Raw genomic sequence first — 20,961 nt, forward strand, 5'->3', positions numbered from 1 at the left:
ACTGTGGGGGTCACGCGTTACGCGTGACCCCCACACGCGTCTCACCGAGGGGACGCTGCGACGTGCGTGGCGCGGGGTGCGAGCCGCCAGAGCAGGGTGCGCTCGCGTGACCGGGCCGCGTGGAGTGGATCACTCGTGTCGCGCGCCCGTGTGTGCCGCGGCGCGGTCTCGTGGGTGCCGAGCACCTCGAGGCCAGCCTCCGCGATGCGGCTCACGAACTCTTCGCGGCTGCGCAGGCCGAGGATCTCGGCGAGATCGGACAGGATGAGCCAGCCTTCGCCGCCCGGGGTGAGGCGATCGGCGAGTCCGTCGAGGAAGCGGTGCAGCACCTCGGACGCCGGATCGTAGATCCCGAGCTCGAGGTCAGACGTGGGGGCGCCGGGGAGCCAGGGCGGGTTGCACACGATGACGTCGGCGCGCAGCGCCGGATCCGCCGGCCAGAGATCGGCCTCGACGACGGTGACGCGCGCGCTGAGGTCGAGCTGCTGCACATTCGCGGTCGCGCAGCGCACGGCGCGGGGATTGATGTCGGTCGCGAGCACCGAACGGGCCCCGCGGCGGGCGATCAGGGCGGCGAGCACCCCGGTCCCCGTGCCAATGTCGAACACGACCGGGTGCGGGGCGGACTCGGGGAACGGCGCCTCCAGTACCAGGTCAAGGTACTCGTCACGTGTCGGGGTGAAGACGCCGTACGCCGGGGTGATTCGCGCGCCGAGTGCCGGAACCTCGATGCCCGTGCGGTGCCACTGGTACGCGCCGATCACGCCGATGAGTTCGGAGAGTGACACGAGGGTGGCCTCCGGTGCATCGCCGGTGTTCGCGGGGCCGTACGCGTGGGTGCAGGCATCGCGCACGTCGGGGGCGCGGCGCAGCCGGACCGTATAGTCGCTCTCGAGCGCCACGACGACCCGGCCGAGGAGCTCGGCGCGTTCGGCGCGCTCGGCGCGGTGCGCAGCGAACAGCCGCCCCAGGTCGGCATCGTGGGCGGGAGTATTCCGGGACGCGCGCGCGTGGAGGCGACGATCCATCGCCTTCAGGAGGTGCTTGGCGTTCTCGAAGTCGCCGCGCCACAGCAGAACGGTGTCCGGTGCCACCAGCCGGAGGGCGGCGTTGGCGTTCGTGGCGTCGTCGATGACGATGACGCGGGCCGGGGCGGGGGTGCCGTTCTCCGAATGCCAGCGCGCGGTCTGGCGCACGCCGTGCTCGGCCCAACGTAGCTGTGCCATGTGTTGTGGTGCTCCCCTGGTTGACGGTGCTGCCGACGGCCCCGAATCGCCGGTGCGGTCGGCGCGGTGCCGCGGGTGCCGTGAGGTGGTTCCCGCACGCGGCTCCGAAGGTACCACAGGCGCGGCGGGAAACTCGGGCGGTCAGAGCGAGGGCCGGAACGAGCGTCGTCGGCAATGTCTGACGTCCCCGGTACCCTCACCGCATGAACCCATTCCGGCTCGCCACTCGCCGCCGCCCGCCGACACGAGCGGGACCACGGACGAGCTCGCTGGCGCCCGAACACGAGGGCCGTCCGGTGCCGGTGCCCTGGTGCGTGACGCTGCGCTCGCCGAGCGGGGTGATCGAGGTGGAGTATCGCGGCAGCGTCCCCGCGAGGCAGGTGCGGTTCGCGCTGGCCGGTCGGGGGCTGCTCGGGTTGTCGCTGCCGCAGACGGTGGCGCCCGGGGAGCGCGTGCGTGTCACGCTCAGGGGGAGTCACGCGGAAGGTGCCGTGGCCGCGGCTGACGCGATGCTGGTGCTGCGGTGGTTCGACGCAGACGGGACCGAGTTCCTGTGGCCGATTGCGCTGTAGTCAGCGCAGAATCTGTCCCCATTGTCAAGCACACACAGGGCCCGAAATGGGGTGTGCAGCCCCGCCCCGCGCGACACGCCGAGTGGGGTGTGTGGATCAATTCTCTTTCTGCCGCTCGGCCCTGTGGATAACCTCCGCAGAGGGGCGGAACTGAGCCGAAAGTTGTCCCCAAGCGGTGATCGAATCGGTGGAAAGCTCGTGGAAAACTACATTGGTGTAACTACATCATGTTGTGGTTAAGGAAGGTGTGGTTCACTAGATGTAGTGCCTCGGCGTGGGGCACACGGTTGTGAGAGAAGGGCGTGACATGGCCATTACGGTATACACCAAGCCGTCGTGCGTGCAGTGCACCGCGACGTACCGGGCGCTCGACAGCAAGGGCATTGAGTACAACGTGCTCGACCTGTCGCAGGACGAAGCCGCACTGGAAACGGTGAAGGAACTTGGCTACCTGCAGGCACCCGTGGTGGTGACCGACGAGGACCACTGGTCGGGCTTCCGCCCGGACAAGATCTCGGAGCTTGCTGGCCGTCTCGCCGAGTAGCGACGCTGTGGGAACGCCCACGACGGTTAGCGGCTGCGGCTGCGAACGTCGGGGCGTTTTCAGGGATGTGGGTATTTTCTGGTGAACGGAGGAGATCCCGTGGTGGATCTGGTCTATTTCTCGAGTATCTCGGGGAACACTGCCCGATTCGTGGAGAAGCTCGGCCGGCCGGCCCTGCGGATTCCGCTGTACTCGCGGGAAGAGCCCCTGCTGGTCACCGAGCCTTTCGTGCTTCTGGTGCCGACCTACGGGGGTGGCCCCGACACGAAGGCCGTCCCGAAGCAGGTGATCCGGTTTCTCAACGACGAGCGCAACCGGAAGCATCTGCGCGGCGTGATGGCCGCGGGCAACACCAACTTCGGTGACGCGTACGGCCTGGCCGGCAAGCTCATCGCGAAGAAGTGCCAAGTCCCTTTTCTCTACCGATTCGAACTTTTTGGAACCCCGGACGACGTGACCGCCGTCCACGATGGATTGGAACAGTTTTGGAAGCAGCAGTGATGGAGCCCGGGCTCGAGTCCTCGAAGATCAGCGAGATGGATTATCACTCGCTGAACGCGATGCTCAACCTCTACGACGCGAACGGCAAGATCCAGTTTGAGAAGGATCGCGAGGCCGCACGGCAGTACTTCCTGCAGCACGTCAACCAGAACATGGTGTTCTTCCATAACTTCGAAGAGCGCCTCCGCTACCTGATCGACAACGACTACTACGAGAAGGAACTGCTCGATCAGTACTCGGTGTCGTTCGTCGAGCAGCTCACGGACGAGGCCTACGCGCTCAAGTTCCGCTTCCCGGCGTTCCTCGGCGCGTTCAAGTTCTTCACCTCCTACGCGCTGAAGACGTTTGACGGCAAGCGCTACCTCGAGCGCTTCGAGGACCGCGTGGTGATGGTCTCGCTCGGGCTCGCCCGCGGCGACGAAGAGCTCGCCCGTGGCTTCATGCGCGAGATGATCTCCGGCCGGTTCCAGCCCGCCACCCCGACCTTCCTGAACCTCGGGAAGGCGCAGCGCGGCGAGCTCGTGTCCTGCTTCCTGCTCCGTGTCGAGGACAACATGGAGTCGATCTCGCGTGGCATTAACTCCTCGCTGCAGCTCTCCAAGCGCGGCGGCGGCGTCGCGCTCTCGCTCTCGAACATCCGCGAGGCGGGCGCTCCGATCAAGAAGATCGAGAACCAGTCCTCGGGCATCATCCCCGTCATGAAGCTCCTCGAAGACAGCTTCAGCTACGCGAACCAGCTGGGCGCGCGGCAGGGTGCGGGCGCGGTGTACCTCTCGGCGCACCACCCCGACATCATGAAGTTCCTCGACACGAAGCGCGAGAACGCGGACGAGAAGATCCGCATCAAGACGCTCTCGCTCGGCGTGGTCGTCCCGGACATCACCTTCGAACTCGCGAAGAAGAACGAGGACATGTACCTCTTCTCGCCGTACGACGTCGAGCGCGTGTACGGCGTGCCCTTCGGCGACATCTCGGTCACCGAGAAGTACGCGGAGATGGTCGCAGACGCGCGCATCAAGAAGACCAAGATCAGCGCGCGCCAGTTCTTCCAGACGGTCGCGGAGCTGCAGTTCGAGTCGGGCTACCCCTACATCGTGTTCGAGGACACGGTGAACCGGGAGAACCCGATCAAGGGCCGCATCAACATGTCGAACCTGTGCTCCGAGATCCTCCAGGTCAACACCCCGACCACCTACAACGAGGACCTCAGCTACGACAACATCGGCAAGGACATCTCCTGCAACCTGGGCTCGATGAACATCGCGATGGCGATGGACGGCGGCGACCTGGGCGGCACGGTGGATCTCGCGATCCGCTCCCTCACCGCGGTGAGCGACATGAGCGCGATCACCTCGGTGCGCTCGATCGAGGACGGCAACGCCCAGTCCCACGCGATCGGCCTCGGCCAGATGAACCTGCACGGCTACCTCGCTCGCGAGCACGTGCACTACGGTTCCGAAGAGGGCATCGACTTCACGAACATCTACTTCTACACGGTCCTGTTCCACGCGCTCCAGGCGTCGAACAAGATCGCGATCGAGCGGAAGTCCGTGTTCGGTGGCTTCGAGGACTCGAAGTACGCCACGGGTGAGTTCTTCGACAAGTACACGGATCGCGTGTGGGAGCCCGAGACCGAGCGCGTGCGCGAGATGTTCGCCGCCTCCGGCATCGAGATCCCGACGCAGGACGACTGGCGTGAGCTGAAGGCCAGCGTCATGGAGCACGGCATCTACAACCAGAACCTGCAGGCCGTGCCGCCGACCGGCTCGATCTCCTACATCAACAACTCGACGAGCTCGATCCACCCGATCGCGTCGAAGGTGGAGATCCGCAAGGAAGGCAAGCTCGGGCGCGTGTACTACCCGGCCCCGTTCATGACGAACGACAACCTCGAGTACTACACCGACGCGTACGAGATCGGCCCGGAGAAGATCATCGACACGTACGCCGCGGCAACGCAGCACGTCGATCAGGGGCTGTCGCTGACGCTGTTCTTCAAGGACACCGCCACCACCCGCGACATCAACAAGGCGCAGATCTACGCGTGGCGGAAGGGGATCAAGACGATCTACTACATCCGCCTTCGCCAGCTGGCACTGGAGGGCACCGACATGACCGAGTGCGTCTCCTGCATGCTGTAGCCGCGGATCCGACCGACACGACCCGAAACGTAGAAGGAACAGAATGAACCCGAAGCCGTTCAAGCTGGGACACCCGGTGCAGGCGATCAACTGGAACCGGATCGAGGACGACAAGGACCTCGAGGTCTGGAACCGCCTGGTGAACAACTTCTGGCTGCCCGAGAAGGTGCCGCTGTCGAATGACGTCCAGTCGTGGGCAACGCTCACCCCGGACGAGCAGCTGCTCACCATGCGCGTGTTCACGGGCCTGACCCTGCTTGACACGATTCAGGGCACGGTCGGCGCGGTGTCGCTGATCCCCGACGCGATCACCCCGCACGAGGAGGCGGTGCTCACGAACATCGCGTTCATGGAATCGGTGCACGCGAAGAGCTACTCGTCGATCTTCTCGACGCTGGCCTCCACGCAGGAGATCGACGACGCGTTCCGGTGGTCGACCGAGAACCAGGCGCTGCAGAAGAAGGCGCAGATCATCGTCGACTACTACGAGGGCGATGACCCCCTGAAGCGGAAGGTCGCCTCGACGCTGCTCGAGTCCTTCCTGTTCTACTCGGGCTTCTACCTGCCGATCTACTGGTCCTCGAAGGCGAAGCTGACGAACACGGCCGACCTGATCCGCCTCATCATCCGCGACGAGGCCGTGCACGGCTACTACATCGGCTACAAGTACCAGCAGAGCCTCCTGAAGGAGACCCCGGAGCGTCAGGAAGAGCTCAAGGAGTACACCTTCTCGCTCATGTACGAGCTCTACGAGAACGAGGTCAAGTACACGCAGGATCTCTACGATCCCGTGGGCCTGACCGAGGACGTCAAGAAGTTCCTGCACTACAACGCCAACAAGGCGCTCATGAACCTCGGCTACGAGCCGATGTTCCCCAGGGAAATGACCGACGTGAACCCGGCGATCCTGTCGTCGCTCTCGCCGAACGCGGATGAGAACCACGACTTCTTCTCGGGTTCGGGTTCCTCCTACGTGATCGGCAAGGCCGAGGCCACCGAGGACGAGGACTGGGACTTCTAGGCCCAAGTATCGACACCTTTCCAGGGAGATCGTGAGGCCCCTGGTGCACGAGCGCTCGTGCACCAGGGGCCTTTCTGCATCGTCCCGGGTCCGTTCGGTTCGAGGAACCGCGACGTGTCGCGGGAGAGGAGCCCGCGCGTCACCCCGATGGGCTCCCGAATGGGGGCATATCTGCCACTAACTCACATTTCCGAGATTAAGTGTTGGTACAGTGGCCTTATGTCGACGGATCCGGCGGATGCAGCGATCCCGATTGAGCCGGTCTCGTATGAGGCGCTCGATTGGCGGCCCAGAGCGCCCGAGATGCACTCACGCGCAGAAGTGATGCGCCAGACCGGGCGCTATGAAGCCGCGATTCCCGCCTCGATTCCCGCCTCGATCGCTGAGTGGTCTCCCCGGATCCACGCTGAAGTGTTGGCGGATGTAGAAGATGCGACGCGTCAGCTCGTTGAATTCGACCTCCACGCGCACCGCATTCTGCCTGGCGAGCACCCTGCTCTCGGGCCGATGGCCGCCATCCTGTTGCGCACGGAGGCGGCCTCAAGCTCCCAGATCGAGCAGCTAACGACCTCGGCGAAACAGCTCGCACTGGCAGAAATTCATGCGGGGGACACAGCGAATGCGCGAGCAGTCGTGGGGAATGTCCATGCGATGGAAGCAGCACTCGCGCTTTCGGGCACCGTGAGTGTGGAATCCATACGCGAAATGCACCGAGCACTGATGCTGCATCAGCGGAGCTGCGACGCTGAGCTCGCGGGGCGGTTTCGAGAAGAACAGGTCTGGATCGGGCCAGGGGAAGCGGGCCCCCGCATCGCGGACTTCGTCGCGCCGCACCCCGATCGTGTCCCTGAAGCGCTCGCGGATCTGATGACATTCGTGCGGCGGCAGGATCTCCCAGTGCTGGTGCAGACGGCGGTCGCGCACGCACAGTTCGAAACTATTCACCCGTTCACCGACGGCAACGGCCGTACGGGCCGGGCGCTCGCGCACTCAATCCTGCGGAACAAGGGCCTCGTGCGGTCAACATCGGTGCCGATCTCAGCCGGGCTGCTGACCGATGTGGAGCACTATTTTTCTGCCCTGGGTGAATTCCGGGACGGGGATGCTCGCGCGATCATTCGCGAATTCACTCGATCAAGCCGTGTGGCCGCCGTCACCGGTCGCGACCTGGTTGACGCGCTCGCGATGCAGCTCGAGGGTTCACGCGCGAAGCTCGCTGGTCTTCGTTCAGATGCGGCAGCTTGGCGGATCCTCCCCACGTTGATCAGCCAACCGGTCGTGACGACGAAGCACCTCGTGGCACGCCTTCAACTGGGTGAAATGACCGCGCTGCGCGCACTTGATGCGCTGACGGAGCGGGGGGTCATTGCTGAGATGACTGGGAAATCCCGTGCGCGCGTGTGGCAACACCGGGGCATTCTCGATGTGCTGGATGAGTATGCCTCACGGATCCGTCGAATGGTCGCGCGGTAGCTCCCGCGAGAAACACTGAGGGGGCACCGCGTGCTCAGCACGCGATGCCCCCTCAGCGGTCTGCGAAGACCTAGTTCACGTCCTCGTCGACCCAGTTGCTCGACTTCTCGACGGCCTTGCGCCAGTTGCGGAGCAGGCGCTGCCGCTCGGCGTCGTCCATCGACGGCTCCCAGCGGCGATCCTCCTGCCAGTTGGCGGAGAGGTCGTCGAGGCCCGACCAGAACCCGACCGCGAGGCCGGCGGCGTAGGCCGCGCCGAGCGCGGTGGTCTCGGCGACGACCGGGCGCACCACGGGCACGCCGAGCACATCGGCCTGGAACTGCATGAGCGCGTTGTTCGCGACCATGCCGCCGTCGACCTTGAGCTCCGTGAGGTCCACGCCGGCGTCCGCGTTGACCGCATCCAGGACGTCGCGCGTCTGGTAGGCGACGGCCTCGAGTGCGGCGCGGGCCACGTGGCCCTTGTTCGCGTAGCGAGTGAGGCCGAGGATCGCGCCGCGGGCGTCCGGACGCCAGTACGGGGCGAACAGGCCGGAGAACGCGGGCACGATGTAGACGCCGCCGTTGTCGGGGACGCTGTCGGCGAGCTCCTCGACCTCGGGGGCGCTGCTGATGATTCCCAGCTGATCCCGCAGCCACTGGATGAGGGAGCCGGTCACGGCGATCGAGCCCTCAAGGGCGTAGTGTGCGGGGCCGTCGCCGAGCTTGTAGCCAACGGTGGTGAGCAGCCCGTTCTTCGAATGGACGATGTCCTCGCCCGTGTTGAAGATCAGGAAGCAGCCGGTGCCGTAGGTGTTCTTCGACTCGCCCGCGGTGAACGCGGCCTGGCCGAAGGTCGCGGCCTGCTGGTCGCCGAGGATGCCCGAAATCGGGGTCTCGCGCAGCAGCGAGGAGTCCTCGGCGACGCCGTAGACCTCTGAGGAGGACTTGATCTCGGGGAGCATGGAGCGCGGCACCCCGAAGGCCTCGAGGATGTCGTCGCGCCACTCGAGCGTCTTGAGATCCATGAACATGGTGCGGGACGCGTTCGTGACGTCGGTGACGTGCACGCCGCCGTCGGCCCCGCCCGTGAGGTTCCACAGCACCCACGCGTCGGTCGTGCCGAAGATCAGGTCGCCCGCCTCGGCGGCCGCACGGGCCCCGTCGACGTTCTCGAGGATCCAGGCGACCTTGGTGCCGGAGAAGTAGGTTGCGAGCGGCAGCCCGACAATCTCCTTGAACCGGTCCGTGCCACCGTCAGCCGCGAGCCGGTCCACGATGTCCTGGGTGCGCGTGTCCTGCCACACGATCGCGTTGTAGACGGGCTTGCCCGTCTTGCGGTTCCACACGACGGTGGTCTCGCGCTGGTTGGTGATGCCGATCGCGGCGATGTCGTGGCGGGTCAGGTCGGCGCGGCCCAGGGCGATGCCGATGACCTCCTGCACATTGCCCCAGATCTCGGTGGCGTCGTGCTCCACCCAGCCGGCCTGCGGCATGATCTGCTCGTGCTCCTTCTGGCCCACGGAGATGATGGTCCCGCTGCGGTCGAAAATGATCGCGCGGCTGGAGGTCGTGCCCTGGTCGATGGCAATGACGTACTGAGACATTGTCTTCCCTTCTTACCGGTGAATTCGTGTGCGGTGCGCGCGAGACTACGCGATGAAGCCGAGCAGTGCGGGAGCGGCGAGTGCCGCAAGCGCGCCGCCGACGAGCGGGCCGAAGACGGGCACCCAGGCGTATCCCCAGTCGCTCGAGCCCTTGCCCTTGATGGGGAGGATCGCGTGCGCGATGCGCGGGCCGAGGTCACGGGCGGGGTTGATCGCGTAGCCGGTGGGGCCACCGAGGGAGGCACCGATACCGACCACGACGAGGGCGACGGGGAGCGCGGAGAGAGCGCCGAGCCCGCCGGGGACGCCGATCTCGATGTCGCCGTAGTCGGCGAAGGCGAACACGGCGAAGACGAGGACAAACGTCGCGATGACCTCGGTCAGGAAGTTCGCGCCGGCGGAGCGAATCTGCGGCCCGGTCGCGAAGACGCCGAGCTTGGAGGCCGCTTCAGGCTCCTCGTCGAAGTGCTGGCGGTAGGCGACCCAGCACAGGATCGCGCCGACGATCGCGCCCACCATCTCCGCGGCGAAGGCCACGAAGAACTGAGCGACGGTGATCTTGCTGGCGATCAGGAGCCCGAGGCCGACAGCCGGGTTGAGGATCGCGCCGGAGTACGCGGACGCCAGCACGCCGATGAACACCGCGAGGCCCCAGCCCCAGTTGATCATCAGGAAGCCGCCGCCGTTGCCCTTGGTCTTGGTGAGGATCACGTTGGCGACCACGCCGCAGCCGAGGAGCACGAGCAGGCCCGTGCCGACGGCCTCGGAGAGGAAATAGAGCCCGAGGTTGATGTCTTGCATGTCTTCGTTGACCTTTCAGTTTCGCCCGGTGCGGTGATGCGCGGAGCGGAGCGGAGGGAGGGGCGGGCCCGGATGACGGTCGTCCGGGCCCGGTCTTGCGGCACTGCGGTACGGCAATTTCGGTGGTGCTATTCAGTTGTTGAGATCTGTGAAAACTCTGTGGCGGATCGGCTGACCCGGGCGCGCTAGTCGGTCAAGAGCGTGGCTCCGGTCGTGACATCGATGCGGTGCGCAACGCGCAGCAGCTCGCTCATGCGCTCGACCTCCTCGGCGATCCGAGCCTCGTCCCACTCGAGCGCCGGGGCGACGGCCGCGGCCGCGGCGCGCAGCCGCTCCGGCGTGAGCCCGCCGACGAACGCGAGCGAGGTGCGGCGCAGCAGGAGATCGTCGAGGTGCACCACCTGCTCGGTCGCGGCGAGGTGCGCGAGTTCCTCGGCGGTGTAGCCGGGCAGCGTGTCGAGCGTGGTCGCCGTTTCGGGCTCCGCGTGCAGGATTTCTTCGGCGCGGGTGCCGTAGCGGGCGAGAAGCTGGGCGACGCGGTCGGTGCTGCGGCCGTCCGCGTGCTCGGTGAGCCAAGTGGTGCGTTCGGCATCGCTGCGGGGGTAGCCCGCGCCGCCGCCGATCGCCAGGGTTTCGGTGCTGCGCGTGCGGCTCGCGCCGAGCACGGCGAGGGTGTCGTTCGTGAGGTGCTCCGCGAGGGCGCGGAACGTGGTCCACTTGCCGCCGACGAGGCTGAGCAGGGGAACGCCCTGCACCTCGGACTCGACAATCCGGTAGTCGCGGGACACGAAGCCGGGCGTGGTGTCGTCGTGCCGGGGCAGCGGACGGATGCCGGAGAAGGTGTAGACGATCTGTGAGCGGTCGACGGTGATCTTCGGGAACACGTGGGCGATGAGGTCGAAGAAGTAGTCGACCTCGTCGCTCGTGCACACGGGGGCCTCGCGGGGATCGGCGTCGATGTCGGTGGTGCCGACGAGTACCCGATCCTTGAGCGGGTAGATCAGCACGATCCGGCCGTCCGAGTGCTCAAAGAAGATCTCGCGACCGGCGGTCGCGGCGAGCAGCTCGGGATGGTCGAGCACGATGTGGGATCCCTTGGTGCCGCCCATGTACTGGGTGGGGGTGCCCAGGGCCTCGTTCGTGAGGTCGGTCCAGGGGCCGCTCGTGTTGAGGACGACGCGGGCAGTGAAGGTGAATTCCTCGCCGGTCGCCGCGTCCCGCAGGCGCACGCCGCCGTCGGCGAATCCCACGGCGGGAAGGTAGTTCGCGGCCCGGGCGCGGTCGCCGCCGGCCACCTCGCCGTCGTGCAGTACGTCGAGGGCGAGCCGCTCGGGATCGTGCATCGACGCGTCATAGTAGGTCGCGGTGTACGAGAGTTCGGGGTTGATCTGCGGCAGCTCGGCGAGCGCACGCTTGCGGCCCAGGAAACGGTGGCGGGGCACCTGGCCACCGTCGCGCGAGAACGTGTCGTACATCGTCAGGCCCATCTTGATGAGCGCGGCACCGCGCTCGCGCGGCTTGCCGCGGCCGTGGGTGACGAGGAGACGGAACGGAGCCGAGAGGATGCCGGAGAACGTCGAGAAGATGGGGATCGTGGTCTCGAGCGGCTTCACGTAGTGGGGTGCGGAGCGCAGCAGGCGGTTGCGCTCGGTCACCGATTCCTTGACGAGCCGGAATTCGCCGTTCTCGAGGTAGCGGATCCCGCCGTGGATCATGTGACTCGACGCGGAGGAGGCACCGGACACGAAGTCGCCCTGCTCAACGAGCGCCACGTCGACGCCCTGCAGCGCGAGGTCGCGGAAGGTGGCGATGCCGTTGATGCCACCGCCAATGACAAGCACGTCCGCGTGCGGACGATCGCGGAGCTGCTGAACGGAAGTGCGGATCGGTGACATGAGCCATTCTCGGTTTCGGTAATCGACGGGGCACCCTCAGCATCGCCGGGAGTGCACCACAGTGCAAGCTCCCTGCACAAACGTGCAAAAATTGCGATCACGGGTGAGAATAGGGGCGGAGGTACGGGATGGGCGCCATGAAACCGGAGCAGACGCTGCGCGCGGCGCAGCTCTACTACCAGCACCACGTCACGATGGAGGGCATCGCGCAGGAACTGCGGGTGTCGCGGTCCACGGTGTCGCGGCTGCTCGCGACCGCCCGGGAGACGGGTTTGGTGCAAATCTCGGTACGCTCGCCCCGCGAGATGGGCAGCAAACTCGAGAAGCGGATCGCGCAACAGTACGGAATCCGGGTTCATGTCGTGCCCATTCCGCCGGGGGCGTCGAGTTCCGAGCGTCTCGAACGAACGGCCCGTGCGGGCGCGCATCGACTGGCCTCCGCGGTGATCGATCACTCGAAGATCGGGGTGGCCTGGGGGACCACGATGAGCGCGGTGGCGCGGCATCTGCCGGTGAAGACGGTGCACGGGACCAGCGTGGTGCAGATGAACGGGGCCGCAAACGTGCAGAGCATGGGCGTCTCGTACACCGCGAAGCTGCTCGGCGATTTCCACCGGGCGTTCTCCTCCGCGGTGTACGAATTCCCGGTCCCGGCGATCTTCGACGATCCCGCGACGCGTGACGCGCTGTGGCGCGAGAGCTCCGTACGGGGCGTGCTCGGCCTGCAGGCCTCCGTCGACATCTTCGCGTTCGGCCTGGGATCCCGGCTCGGGGAGCCGCGCTCCCACGTGTACTCCGGCAACTACTTCAACCAGCGGGATCTCGGCGAGCTCCGGGCCGCGGATGTGGTGGGCGATTGCGCGACCGTGTTCTATCGCGCCGACGGCAGCACGGACGCGCTCTCGCTGAACACGCGCACGAGCGGGCCCTCCTTCGACACGGTGCGCCGGATCCCGCATCGCCTGTGCGTGGTGACGGGCGCGGCGAAGCAGCAGAGCCTGCGCGGCGCCCTGCAGAGCGGGATCATCACCGAACTCGTGGTCGACGAGGAGCTCGCGCGGCTGGTCACCGAGTAGCGACCGCACCGAACAGCACGGCGGGGAAGGCATACCATGTGGGGTATGCACCTGAACGAATCCCGTGCCTGGAACCGGTTCTACGCCCCCGGCACCCCCATCGACATCGAGCCGGTGACCGGCTCCCTGGTGGACCTGCTCGACGAGCGCTGCGCGCAGTGGGCGGATCGCGACGCGATCAGCTTCTTCGGCCAGACGCTGACGTACCGGGAGCTCGGCGACCGGGTGGCACGCGTCGCGCAGGGGCTCGCCGATCTCGGTGTCGGAGCGGGAGACCGCGTCGCGCTCATCATGCCGAACGCTCCGCAGCACGTGGTCGCCTTCTACGCGGTGCTGCGCCTCGGCGCGGTCGTCGTCGAGCACAATCCGCTCTACACCTCGGGAGAGCTCGAGACCCAGTTCCGGGATCACGGTGCGACCGTCGTGGTGGCCTGGAGCAACGTGGTCGAGACCGTGCAGGCGCTCCCCGCGGAGCTTGGGATCGCGACCATCATCTCCGTCGACGTGACGCGGGCGATGCCGTTCGCCACGCGCGCCGCACTGCGGCTGCCGATCCAGAAGGCCCGGGAGTCCCGGGCGAAGCTCTGGGCGAAGACGACGGGCACGGTGCCGTTCGCGCAGCTCGAGCGGTCCCGACCGCTCCCCGCCGTGCACCCGCGGCCCGTGCGCGATGACGTGGCCTGCCTGCAGTACACCTCGGGCACCACGGGCACCCCGAAGGGGGCGATGATTTCGCACGGGAACCTCTGGGCCAACGCCCGCCAGGGGGCGGCGTGGATGCCGGACTTCACGCGGGGCGAGGGCAGCATCTACGGCCTGCTTCCCATGTTCCACTCCTTCGGGGTGTTGCTCTCGGTGATCTACTCCGTCGAGACGGGCTCGCGCGCGGTGCTGTTCCCCACCTTTGATCCGGAGCTCGTGTCGCAGGCCGCCAAGCGCTTCCCGCCGACGTTTGTGCCCGCGGTGCCGCCGATGTTCGACCGCCTGGCGCGGGTGGCGCGCGACGGCAAGCTCGACCTCAGCGGGGTCGTGTACGCGATCTCCGGGGCAATGACCCTGACGCCCGCGGTGGTGCAGCGCTGGGAGGCGCTCGCCGGCAGCATGCTGAACGAGGGGTACGGGCTCACCGAAACGAGCCCGGTTGCGCTCGCCAACCCGTTCTCGGACGCGCGCCGGATCGGCGCGATCGGGATCCCGTTCCCCTCCACCGACATTCGGGTCGTGGATCCCGAGAACCCCACGCAGCAGGTGGAGCTGGGCGAGGTCGGCGAGCTGCTGATCGCCGGGCCCCAGGTGTTCCAGGGGTACTGGAACCGGCCGGAGGAATCCGCCGCCGCCATGGTCGATGAGCGGTGGCTGCGCACGGGCGACCTCGTGGTGCAGGACGAGGACGGTTTCGTGACGGTGGTGGATCGCAAGAAAGAGTTGATCATCACCGGCGGCTTCAACGTGTCGCCGAGCGAGGTCGAGCGCGTGGTCAACAGCGTCCCCGGCGTCGCGGAATCCGCGGTCGTCGGGGTGCCCCGAGGCGGCGGGGCCGAGGTGGTTACCGCCGCCGTCATCCTGGAGCCCGGTGCCGAGTTTGACGAGGAGGCCGCCCGGGAGGCCGCCCGCGAGCAGCTCGCCGAGTTCAAGCGACCCAGCACCTACCTGGTGTGGGAGGAGCTGCCCAAGTCGCTCATCGGCAAGGTCCTGCGCCGCAAGGTGCGCGACGCGCTGCTGGCGGATCGGCACGCGGTGCGCGCGCTTCCCGAGGACGAGTAGGGCCGGCGACCGGGGTGCGCTGAATCGGGTGCTCGCCCGGCTCCCCGGTTTCACCCCTCTCGCCCGGCGCTCATTCCACAGGAGATTGACGAAAACCGAGGAGATTTTTCCCGGAAACCGGACCTGGGCGCAGGATCTCCGTGGTGTTGGTGGGCGCGGCTCGCGTCTGCGCGTGCGCCTACCGCCCGCGGAAGGCGCGGGCGAGCAGTCGATCCAGCGCCACATAGACGTAGCCGACCGCGACGAGCGCGACGGTGAGCCCCGCGATCCACAGGGCGACGCCCGAGACCCCGTGCGTGGCGACGTCGAGGAACGGGTACGGGAAGGTCTGACCCGCCGAGAACTCCCCGCCCAGGCCGCCGTAGACGAGCGCGTAGGCAAGATAGGCGTAGGGGATGAGCGCCCACAGCGGCGGGTCGATCCAGCGCAGCCGCCCCTTGGGGACGAACAGCAGCCAGTCGAGGATCAGCAGGATCGGCGTGATGATGTGGATCAGGTTGTCCGTCAGCGAGAACGGGACGTAGTCGCCCTCCTGTTGGAAGGTCGCGGGGACGAGCACGATGAGGTACACGAGCATGGTCACCGTGATGGCCATCATGACGGCCCCGCTCCACCGGGCCGACGGGGTGGAGGTGCCGCGGGGGCCCGCCGCCCCGAGGTCGCGCAGCGTCCGCACGATGAGGAGCACCACCCACCCGAGGCACAGCACGTTGCTGAGCACGGTGTAGTACCGGAACGCGCCCCAGCTGGGGTCGGCGGTGAATGCCCCGGTGATGCGCACGATCCCGGTCAGGATCACCGCGAGCGTGATGATCCGAAAGCCGAGGGCGGCGAGTCGCGCGTTGAGTGCGCCGCTCGCGAGCAGGCCGGTGTGGGTGACGGTGTTGGCGGCGGGTGTGGTGGGTGCGTCAGTGCTCACCCGGACATTCCATCACGGTGCGTGAATTCTGGGGAGCCCGCGGCCCGCGCGCCGTGGCCTCGTTCGCCATGCGGGGAGTGGCGCACCCGATACACTGGTCCGAAGTGCGCCGGCCCGGATTTCCGGCGCGACGTGCAGACTGATGGAGGTGGCGCAGATGACACGGGCCCGCCTGGACCAGCGCACGATCGTGGACGCCGTACTCGAGCTGGCGCGGCAGGAGCCGCAGGCTCGGATCACCTTCAAGCGTCTGGGCGAGGCGCTCGGCGTTGACGCCACCGCGATGTACCGCCACTTCCGCAATAAGGACGAGCTCACCCGCGCGGCCCTCGACCGGCTTGCTGCGCTCGCCACCGAGACCGCCCGATCCACCGAGGGCGACTGGCGCGCGCGGCTCGAAGCGTTTGTGCGGCGCATGGCCGAGCTCAGCCTCGAACACCCCGCGATCGGCGCGGAATGGGCGATGGTGGATCCGGTGGGCCCCGGCGACGTCGCCTCGGACGAATTCCTGCTCGAGATGTTGACCATCGCGGGCCTGTCCGGGGGCGAGTTGATTCGCGCCTACGCCGCCGTATCGGGCTTCACGCTCGCACAGAGCGCGGCGCTCGCGCAGGAGGCGCTGCTGCGGAAAGACACGGCGCGCGACGGCACGATCCCGTGGATCAGCACCTTCGGCGCGGTCGATCTCGGCGGCTTCCCGCACGTCCGTGAGCACCGCGAGGCGCTGCTCACGATCGACGGTCTCACGGTCTACCAGGCCGGGATCGCCGCGATCCTCGACTCGATCGCGCGCACCGCGGACGCGGGCGTCACGCGGTAGCTCGGACCGCAGCGCAGGGCTGCGGCCCGAAGCGGCTCAATCGAAGATGTCGCCGAGGAAATCGAAGGGGCTCTTCTTCTTCCGGTATCGCGGATCGCCGTAGCGCGGGTCGCCGGAGCGGCCGCGATCGTCGCGGTACCGATCGTCAGCGCCGCGGTACCGATCGTCGGCACCACGCTGGCCGTGGCGGGGATCCACCGCAGGCTGCTGCGGCGGCACGGGAGGCAGGTACTGCTGCGGCGGGACGGCCTGCGGCGGGATCTGCTGCGGCGGCAGCGGCGCGGCCTGCGGTGCCTGCTGCTGCGAGGCTGCGAACGCCTCGGCTTCGGCCTGGGCGCGTTCCAGCATCTTGTCGAGCTCGCCGCGGTCGAGCCAGATGCCGCGGCACTGGGGGCAGTAATCGATCTCGATTCCCTGCCGCTCGCTCATGAGCAGGGTGGTTCCGTCGCTGGGGCAGTTCATGCTTCTCAGCGTAGAGCGCGGGGGCTGGGGGAACGGCCCGTGTGGGCGGACTGGGGGTGGCTTCACAGCAAACGGCTCGGGCCGGGCGGAAGATCCGCCCGGCCCGAGCCGCGGTGCCTCGCGATCGCGGTGCGTTACAGTCCGGCGCCGCTGGGGGAGGGGGTCGCCGGATCGACCACGAGGTGCAGCAGCGCCGGGCCGTCGTGCGCGAGCAGCTCGGCGACCGTCTCCGCGATGCCGTCGTTCGATTCGAGGCGCGCGCCGCGACCGCCGAAGGACTCCATCCACGCGGCGAAATCGGGGTTCGCCATCCCGGTGCCGGAGGGGCGGCCCGGGTACCACCGTTCCTGGTGCTCGACAATGGTGGCGTACTTGCCGTTGTCAACGACCACGAACAGAGCGCGGCCGCCCTGGGCGACCAGCGTTGCCACCTCCTGGCCGTTCATGAGGAAGTCGCCGTCGCCGCAGACCGCGACGGCACGGCGCTCGGGGAAGACCAGCGCGGCAGCGACGGCGGCCGGCACGGCCATACCCATGGCCCCGTTGCGGGATCCGACGAGGCTGTTGGGCACGTTGTGCGTCAGCTGGCGGTGTCCCCAGATTGTCGCGTTGCCCGCGCCGTAGGTGAGCACGCGCTCGTCGCCGAGCTGCTGCTCGAGCTCCGCGAACACGAGCTCCAGGTCCACGCCGGTCGAGACCGGGGCGTGCTCGGTCACCGCCGTGAACCGCTCCTGGCTCGCACGGAGCTCGGCGACGCGCTCACCGGTGCGCGCGCCACGAACGTCGTCGAGTTCAGCGAGCTCGGCCACGAAGCCGGCGGGGGTCGCCGTGATGAGCTGGTCGACGCGGCCCGCGTGCTGCAGCAGCTGCGCGTCGGTGCTCACGAGCACGGTTTCCGTGTCGAGCCCGACCGTGTAGCCCTCGCTCATCACGTCGCTGCGCACGGCGCCGACGCCGATGAACAGATCGGCCTCGCGCAGCGCGTCAACGATGCTGTCGCGGCGGCCGTAGCCCGGCCAGCCGATGTAGGCGGCGTGGGTGTTCGGAACCGCGTCGTAGTTGCGCCAGTCGGCCGCGACCGGGATGTGGTTCGCGAGCGCCCAGTCCGCGAGCTCGCGCCCGGTGTCGCCCATGAAGCTGTCGCCGCCCACGAGCAGGAACGGACGCTCGGCCGCGGCGATCCGGTCGCGCAGCGCGGTGAGGTCGCCCCGGCTCGGTGCCGGAGCGGCGATCGCGCGGGGCGCGGGTGCCGCGGCATCGGTCATCTCGCGCAGCAGGTCCTCGGGGAGCCCGACGATCACGGGGCCGGGGCGGCCGGACGCGGCGACGTGCATGGCCTCCGCGACGATCGCGCCCGCCTGATCCGCGGTCTCGATCGTGAGCACCCGCTTCGCCGTGGAGCCGAACCAGCTGTCGATGCTGAACTCCTGGAAGGACTCGCGGCGGCGGTCCGCGATGGGGACGAGGCCGATGAAGCACACGAGCGGGGTGGCGTCCTGGTAGGCGCAGTGTGCGGCGATGAAGAAGTTCGCGGCGCCGGGGCCGCGGGTCACCATGGCGACACCGGGGCGTCCGGTCAGGCGTCCCTCGGCGAGCGCCATGAAGCCGACCCCGCCCTCCTGGCGGCAGACGACGTTCGTGATCGGGGAGTCGTGCAGTCCGTCGAGCACGTCGAGGAAGCTCTCGCCGGGCACCGAGTAGACGCGTTCGACTCCGTGGCTCGCGAGCGTCTCAACAATGAGGTGGCCGGCGGAGCGCGAGTAAGTCATCGTGGGTTCCTCTCAAACGGGTGACGACCGTGCCCGGGCACAGGGGCACCCGGGGGTCAACCCCAGCTTGCCAGGTACATCTGCACAGTGCACGGGGCATCCGACACCGATTCGGGTTAGTCTTTTGGGTATGTGCACATTCTGTGCCGGATCGGAGCGGTGACGGCAATGCCGGAAAATGGGACCTCGCCGCTGTCGAGTCGGCCGTTTGCGGCGGACCAGGAGCGCTGGTTCGCGCTGCTCGATCTGCTCGACCTGGATCGTCTGGCGCGCGACTTCCTCGTGCGGCTCGAAGAGGTGGACGAGTACGCCGAGAAACGCGTGTCGGGCGAGGAGCTCGCCGCCGCCGCGCGGGCGTCCTTCGCGGGCCTCATCGAGCGCATGCGGGTGGCCGACAGCGTGAAGGCGCAGGCCGCCGCGTTCGCCGTCGGGACCTCGCGCGCGCGGGCCGGAATCTCACGCGCCGCCCTCATGACCGCGATCCGGCTCGACTATGTGGTGCTGTGGAACGCGCTCGTCGCGGTTGCCTCCGAGGACGACGCCCAGCTCCTGCTGCGGCACGCGGACTACGTGTGGCAGGTGGTCGACGAGTACGCGGGGCACGCCCAGGACGGCTACCTGGCGGAGCGTGAGCTTCAGACCGACGAGCGGCAGCTTCTCGAGCGCGCGCTTGTCTCCGAACTCGTGGACACGGAGGAGCGACCGCCGAGCGAGCGCACCGCAGAGATTGCGGCGGCGCTGGGGGTCCCCGCCCGTGCGCACTGGGTGGTGCTCGCCGCCGAGGGCACCGAGGCGGTCGCGCTGCGCCAGACCCTCGCGGGGGATCCGCGCATGCGGGAGTCGCTGCTGTCCTCGTACCGCGGCGCGACGCTGCTGCTGCTCGTGACGGCGACCGCGTGGCACACCCGCCCCGCACTGCAGTCGCTGCGGGGCAGCGACCTCGGTGCCATCGTGACGGTCGAGGGTATCGAGGAGGTCTGGGCGGGGGCGCGGCTCGCGTCCGAGCTCGCGGCGCTGCCCGCCCGCAACGGGGGTCGGCGCGGCTTTACGGACTGGCCGCGGCTGGTGCGCTCCCAGCTCACCGGCACCCACTTCGAGCTGGTGCTCGACTTCGAGGCGAAGCTCGCGGAGTGCAGCCCGGCCGAACGGGAAGCGATCGAGGAATCGATCCGCGCGTATCTCGAGACCGGCAGCGTGCAGGCCGCGGCGTCGCAGATGTTCTGCCACCGCAACACGATCACCAACCGCCTGCGCCGTTTCACCGAGCTGACCGGCATCGACGTCACGGTGCCGACCGAGGCCGCGAGTGTCGTGCTCGCCTGGGCGTAGCGGCGTAGCGGCGGGGCTGGGGGAATGCGCGGGGCCGCGGGCGTGTGTCCGCCCGCGGCCCCGCGCGCGATCGTGCTAGTTGACGAGCGTGTGCGGCTGCTCGCCCGCGAGGACGCGCGTCACGTTCTCGGCGGGCACCATGAAGTACTCGCGGAGCGTCGCGTCGCTCCGGAACGCCGAGTGCGGGGTGACCTGCACGCGCGGGTGTGCGACGAAGGGATCGTCCGCGGGTGCCGGCTCGACGTCGAGCACGTCGAGGAACGCGGAGCGCACCTGGCCGCTGTCGAGCGCGGCGAGGAGGGCGGCGCTCTCGATCAGCTCGCCACGGGCCACGTTGATCACCACGGCACCCTGCGGCAGCTTCGCGAGGTTCTCCGCGTCGAGGAATCCGCGGGTCTCGTCGGTGAGCAGCGCGTGCAGGCTGAGCACGTGGGACTGCGCGAGCAGCTCGTCGGTCGAGTGGACCCGCTCGATGCCGTCCTCCCAGGCATCCTCGGGGACGAAGGGGTCGTAGGCGACGACGCGGTCGAAGAACGGCAGGGCGCGCTCGGCGACCTTCCGCGCGATCCGGCCGAAGCTCAGCAGGCCGAGCGTGAGCTCGCTCACGCGGGGCGGCAGCGGCAGCGCGGAGTAGTCCCACTCGCCGCCCTCGACCTGTTCGACCGAGGCGCGGATCTCGCGGAGCAGGCCGAGCATCCCGGCGACGGCGTGCGTGGCGACCTCCTCGCTCGCGACACTGGGCATGTTGCACACGTCGATGCCGAGCTCGCGCGCGACGGCGACGTCGATCTTGTTGAACCCGACGGAGGTCGTCGCGATGACCTTCAGCTGGGGCAGCGCGCGAAGGGTGGCCGCATCGAGCTCGATGAAGCTGGCAACGATACCCTCGCAGTTCGGCGTCTTCGCCAGCAGTTCCGCGGGATCGAGCGTGTCGAGCAGGGTCACCTCGTGGCCCTGGGACTCCAGATAGGCGATGGCCTCGTTCGGGTCGAGCGCCCCCCGATCGGTGATGGTGATCTGTGCCATTGCGGCTCCTCCTGCGTTGAATCCGGTGGCGAAAAGG

At 68.1% G+C, this 20,961-nt stretch carries 18 protein-coding genes; 10 read left to right on the plus strand and 8 right to left on the minus strand.

The window, feature by feature from the left end; translation table 11 throughout:
- Positions 1–41 precede the first annotated feature (41 nt).
- Positions 42–1,226: a methyltransferase gene (locus D3230_RS13150; protein WP_202345506.1), complete on the minus strand. Its 1,185-nt coding sequence runs from the start codon at positions 1,224–1,226 to the stop codon at positions 42–44.
- A gap of 203 nt (positions 1,227–1,429) precedes the next feature.
- Here D3230_RS13150 and D3230_RS13155 point away from each other — a divergent pair, with 203 nt between their 5' ends.
- From D3230_RS13155 to D3230_RS13180, 6 genes are all read left to right on the plus strand, one after another.
- Positions 1,430–1,798 carry a hypothetical protein gene (locus D3230_RS13155; RefSeq protein ID WP_202345507.1) on the plus strand — a complete coding sequence of 123 codons (369 nt, stop codon included), beginning with the start codon at positions 1,430–1,432 and terminating at the stop codon, positions 1,796–1,798.
- Between the two features lie 307 nt (positions 1,799–2,105).
- On the plus strand, positions 2,106–2,342 hold the full coding sequence (gene nrdH / locus D3230_RS13160; RefSeq protein ID WP_087015249.1) for a glutaredoxin-like protein NrdH: 237 nt from the start codon (positions 2,106–2,108) through the stop codon (positions 2,340–2,342).
- 99 nt (positions 2,343–2,441) lie between these two features.
- Positions 2,442–2,843 carry a class Ib ribonucleoside-diphosphate reductase assembly flavoprotein NrdI gene (gene nrdI / locus D3230_RS13165; protein ID WP_202345508.1) on the plus strand — a complete coding sequence of 134 codons (402 nt, stop codon included), beginning with the start codon at positions 2,442–2,444 and terminating at the stop codon, positions 2,841–2,843.
- Positions 2,843–4,984, plus strand: coding sequence for a class 1b ribonucleoside-diphosphate reductase subunit alpha (gene nrdE, locus D3230_RS13170; RefSeq protein ID WP_202345651.1), 2,142 nt, complete (start codon positions 2,843–2,845; stop codon positions 4,982–4,984). Before nrdI ends, nrdE begins: the two co-directional genes overlap by 1 nt.
- Before the next feature lie 43 nt (positions 4,985–5,027).
- Positions 5,028–6,005 (plus strand): class 1b ribonucleoside-diphosphate reductase subunit beta, encoded by a 978-nt coding sequence (nrdF, locus tag D3230_RS13175; protein ID WP_202345509.1) that lies wholly within the window; start codon positions 5,028–5,030, stop codon positions 6,003–6,005.
- Between the two features lie 219 nt (positions 6,006–6,224).
- Entirely contained in the window at positions 6,225–7,478 is a 1,254-nt protein-coding gene (locus D3230_RS13180; RefSeq protein WP_202345510.1) for a Fic family protein, read from the plus strand.
- Positions 7,479–7,548: 70 nt separating this feature from the next.
- Here the strand turns inward: D3230_RS13180 and glpK are convergent, their stop codons facing one another.
- The 3 genes from glpK to D3230_RS13195 form a co-directional block, all read right to left on the minus strand.
- Complete coding sequence (gene glpK, locus D3230_RS13185; RefSeq protein WP_202345511.1) at positions 7,549–9,063, minus strand: glycerol kinase GlpK; 1,515 nt, start codon at positions 9,061–9,063, stop codon at positions 7,549–7,551.
- A 45-nt stretch (positions 9,064–9,108) separates the two neighbouring features.
- Positions 9,109–9,864, minus strand: coding sequence for an MIP/aquaporin family protein (locus D3230_RS13190; RefSeq protein WP_202345512.1), 756 nt, complete (start codon positions 9,862–9,864; stop codon positions 9,109–9,111).
- Positions 9,865–10,049: 185 nt separating this feature from the next.
- A complete protein-coding gene (locus tag D3230_RS13195; protein WP_202345513.1) occupies positions 10,050–11,759 on the minus strand; it encodes a glycerol-3-phosphate dehydrogenase/oxidase in 1,710 nt (569 codons plus the stop codon).
- A gap of 128 nt (positions 11,760–11,887) precedes the next feature.
- On the opposite strand from D3230_RS13195, the gene D3230_RS13200 reads away from it, so the two are divergent.
- Complete coding sequence (locus tag D3230_RS13200) at positions 11,888–12,835, plus strand: sugar-binding domain-containing protein (protein ID WP_202345514.1); 948 nt, start codon at positions 11,888–11,890, stop codon at positions 12,833–12,835.
- A gap of 45 nt (positions 12,836–12,880) precedes the next feature.
- Positions 12,881–14,599 carry a long-chain-fatty-acid--CoA ligase gene (locus D3230_RS13205; RefSeq protein ID WP_202345515.1) on the plus strand — a complete coding sequence of 573 codons (1,719 nt, stop codon included), beginning with the start codon at positions 12,881–12,883 and terminating at the stop codon, positions 14,597–14,599.
- 178 nt (positions 14,600–14,777) lie between these two features.
- Here D3230_RS13205 and D3230_RS13210 read toward each other — a convergent pair whose 3' ends face one another.
- Positions 14,778–15,518: a Pr6Pr family membrane protein gene (locus D3230_RS13210; protein ID WP_202345516.1), complete on the minus strand. Its 741-nt coding sequence runs from the start codon at positions 15,516–15,518 to the stop codon at positions 14,778–14,780.
- 142 nt (positions 15,519–15,660) lie between these two features.
- Here D3230_RS13210 and D3230_RS13215 point away from each other — a divergent pair, with 142 nt between their 5' ends.
- Complete coding sequence (locus D3230_RS13215) at positions 15,661–16,338, plus strand: TetR/AcrR family transcriptional regulator (RefSeq protein WP_420029041.1); 678 nt, start codon at positions 15,661–15,663, stop codon at positions 16,336–16,338.
- Between the two features lie 36 nt (positions 16,339–16,374).
- Here the strand turns inward: D3230_RS13215 and D3230_RS13220 are convergent, their stop codons facing one another.
- Positions 16,375–16,800, minus strand: coding sequence for a TFIIB-type zinc ribbon-containing protein (locus tag D3230_RS13220; protein WP_202345517.1), 426 nt, complete (start codon positions 16,798–16,800; stop codon positions 16,375–16,377).
- A gap of 134 nt (positions 16,801–16,934) precedes the next feature.
- Positions 16,935–18,569, minus strand: coding sequence for a thiamine pyrophosphate-dependent enzyme (locus tag D3230_RS13225; RefSeq protein ID WP_202345518.1), 1,635 nt, complete (start codon positions 18,567–18,569; stop codon positions 16,935–16,937).
- Between the two features lie 168 nt (positions 18,570–18,737).
- Here D3230_RS13225 and D3230_RS13230 point away from each other — a divergent pair, with 168 nt between their 5' ends.
- Positions 18,738–19,898, plus strand: a complete 1,161-nt coding sequence (locus D3230_RS13230; protein ID WP_202345519.1) for an RsbRD N-terminal domain-containing protein — start codon at positions 18,738–18,740, stop codon at positions 19,896–19,898.
- A gap of 75 nt (positions 19,899–19,973) precedes the next feature.
- On the opposite strand, the gene D3230_RS13235 is transcribed toward D3230_RS13230, so the two are convergent.
- Positions 19,974–20,924 (minus strand): C-terminal binding protein, encoded by a 951-nt coding sequence (locus tag D3230_RS13235; protein WP_202345520.1) that lies wholly within the window; start codon positions 20,922–20,924, stop codon positions 19,974–19,976.
- Positions 20,925–20,961: the final 37 nt, after the last annotated feature.

Origin of the sequence: Leucobacter chromiireducens subsp. solipictus (assembly GCF_016758195.1) — a bacterium.
Lineage (GTDB): Bacteria > Actinomycetota > Actinomycetes > Actinomycetales > Microbacteriaceae > Leucobacter > Leucobacter solipictus.

What these genes read in the sequence shown, in the direction of transcription:
- D3230_RS13150 (WP_202345506.1), bottom strand. Translation starts at nt 1,226, where the DNA reads ATGGCACAGCTACGTTGGGCCGAGCACGGCGTGCGCCAGACCGCGCGC.
- D3230_RS13155 (WP_202345507.1), top strand. Translation starts at nt 1,430, where the DNA reads ATGAACCCATTCCGGCTCGCCACTCGCCGCCGCCCGCCGACACGAGCG.
- nrdH (WP_087015249.1), top strand. Translation starts at nt 2,106, where the DNA reads ATGGCCATTACGGTATACACCAAGCCGTCGTGCGTGCAGTGCACCGCG.
- nrdE (WP_202345651.1), top strand. Translation starts at nt 2,843, where the DNA reads ATGGAGCCCGGGCTCGAGTCCTCGAAGATCAGCGAGATGGATTATCAC.
- nrdF (WP_202345509.1), top strand. Translation starts at nt 5,028, where the DNA reads ATGAACCCGAAGCCGTTCAAGCTGGGACACCCGGTGCAGGCGATCAAC.
- D3230_RS13180 (WP_202345510.1), top strand. Translation starts at nt 6,225, where the DNA reads ATGTCGACGGATCCGGCGGATGCAGCGATCCCGATTGAGCCGGTCTCG.
- glpK (WP_202345511.1), bottom strand. Translation starts at nt 9,063, where the DNA reads ATGTCTCAGTACGTCATTGCCATCGACCAGGGCACGACCTCCAGCCGC.
- D3230_RS13190 (WP_202345512.1), bottom strand. Translation starts at nt 9,864, where the DNA reads ATGCAAGACATCAACCTCGGGCTCTATTTCCTCTCCGAGGCCGTCGGC.
- D3230_RS13195 (WP_202345513.1), bottom strand. Translation starts at nt 11,759, where the DNA reads ATGTCACCGATCCGCACTTCCGTTCAGCAGCTCCGCGATCGTCCGCAC.
- D3230_RS13200 (WP_202345514.1), top strand. Translation starts at nt 11,888, where the DNA reads ATGGGCGCCATGAAACCGGAGCAGACGCTGCGCGCGGCGCAGCTCTAC.
- D3230_RS13205 (WP_202345515.1), top strand. Translation starts at nt 12,881, where the DNA reads ATGCACCTGAACGAATCCCGTGCCTGGAACCGGTTCTACGCCCCCGGC.
- D3230_RS13215 (WP_420029041.1), top strand. Translation starts at nt 15,661, where the DNA reads ATGGAGGTGGCGCAGATGACACGGGCCCGCCTGGACCAGCGCACGATC.
- D3230_RS13220 (WP_202345517.1), bottom strand. Translation starts at nt 16,800, where the DNA reads ATGAACTGCCCCAGCGACGGAACCACCCTGCTCATGAGCGAGCGGCAG.
- D3230_RS13225 (WP_202345518.1), bottom strand. Translation starts at nt 18,569, where the DNA reads ATGACTTACTCGCGCTCCGCCGGCCACCTCATTGTTGAGACGCTCGCG.
- D3230_RS13230 (WP_202345519.1), top strand. Translation starts at nt 18,738, where the DNA reads ATGCCGGAAAATGGGACCTCGCCGCTGTCGAGTCGGCCGTTTGCGGCG.
- D3230_RS13235 (WP_202345520.1), bottom strand. Translation starts at nt 20,924, where the DNA reads ATGGCACAGATCACCATCACCGATCGGGGGGCGCTCGACCCGAACGAG.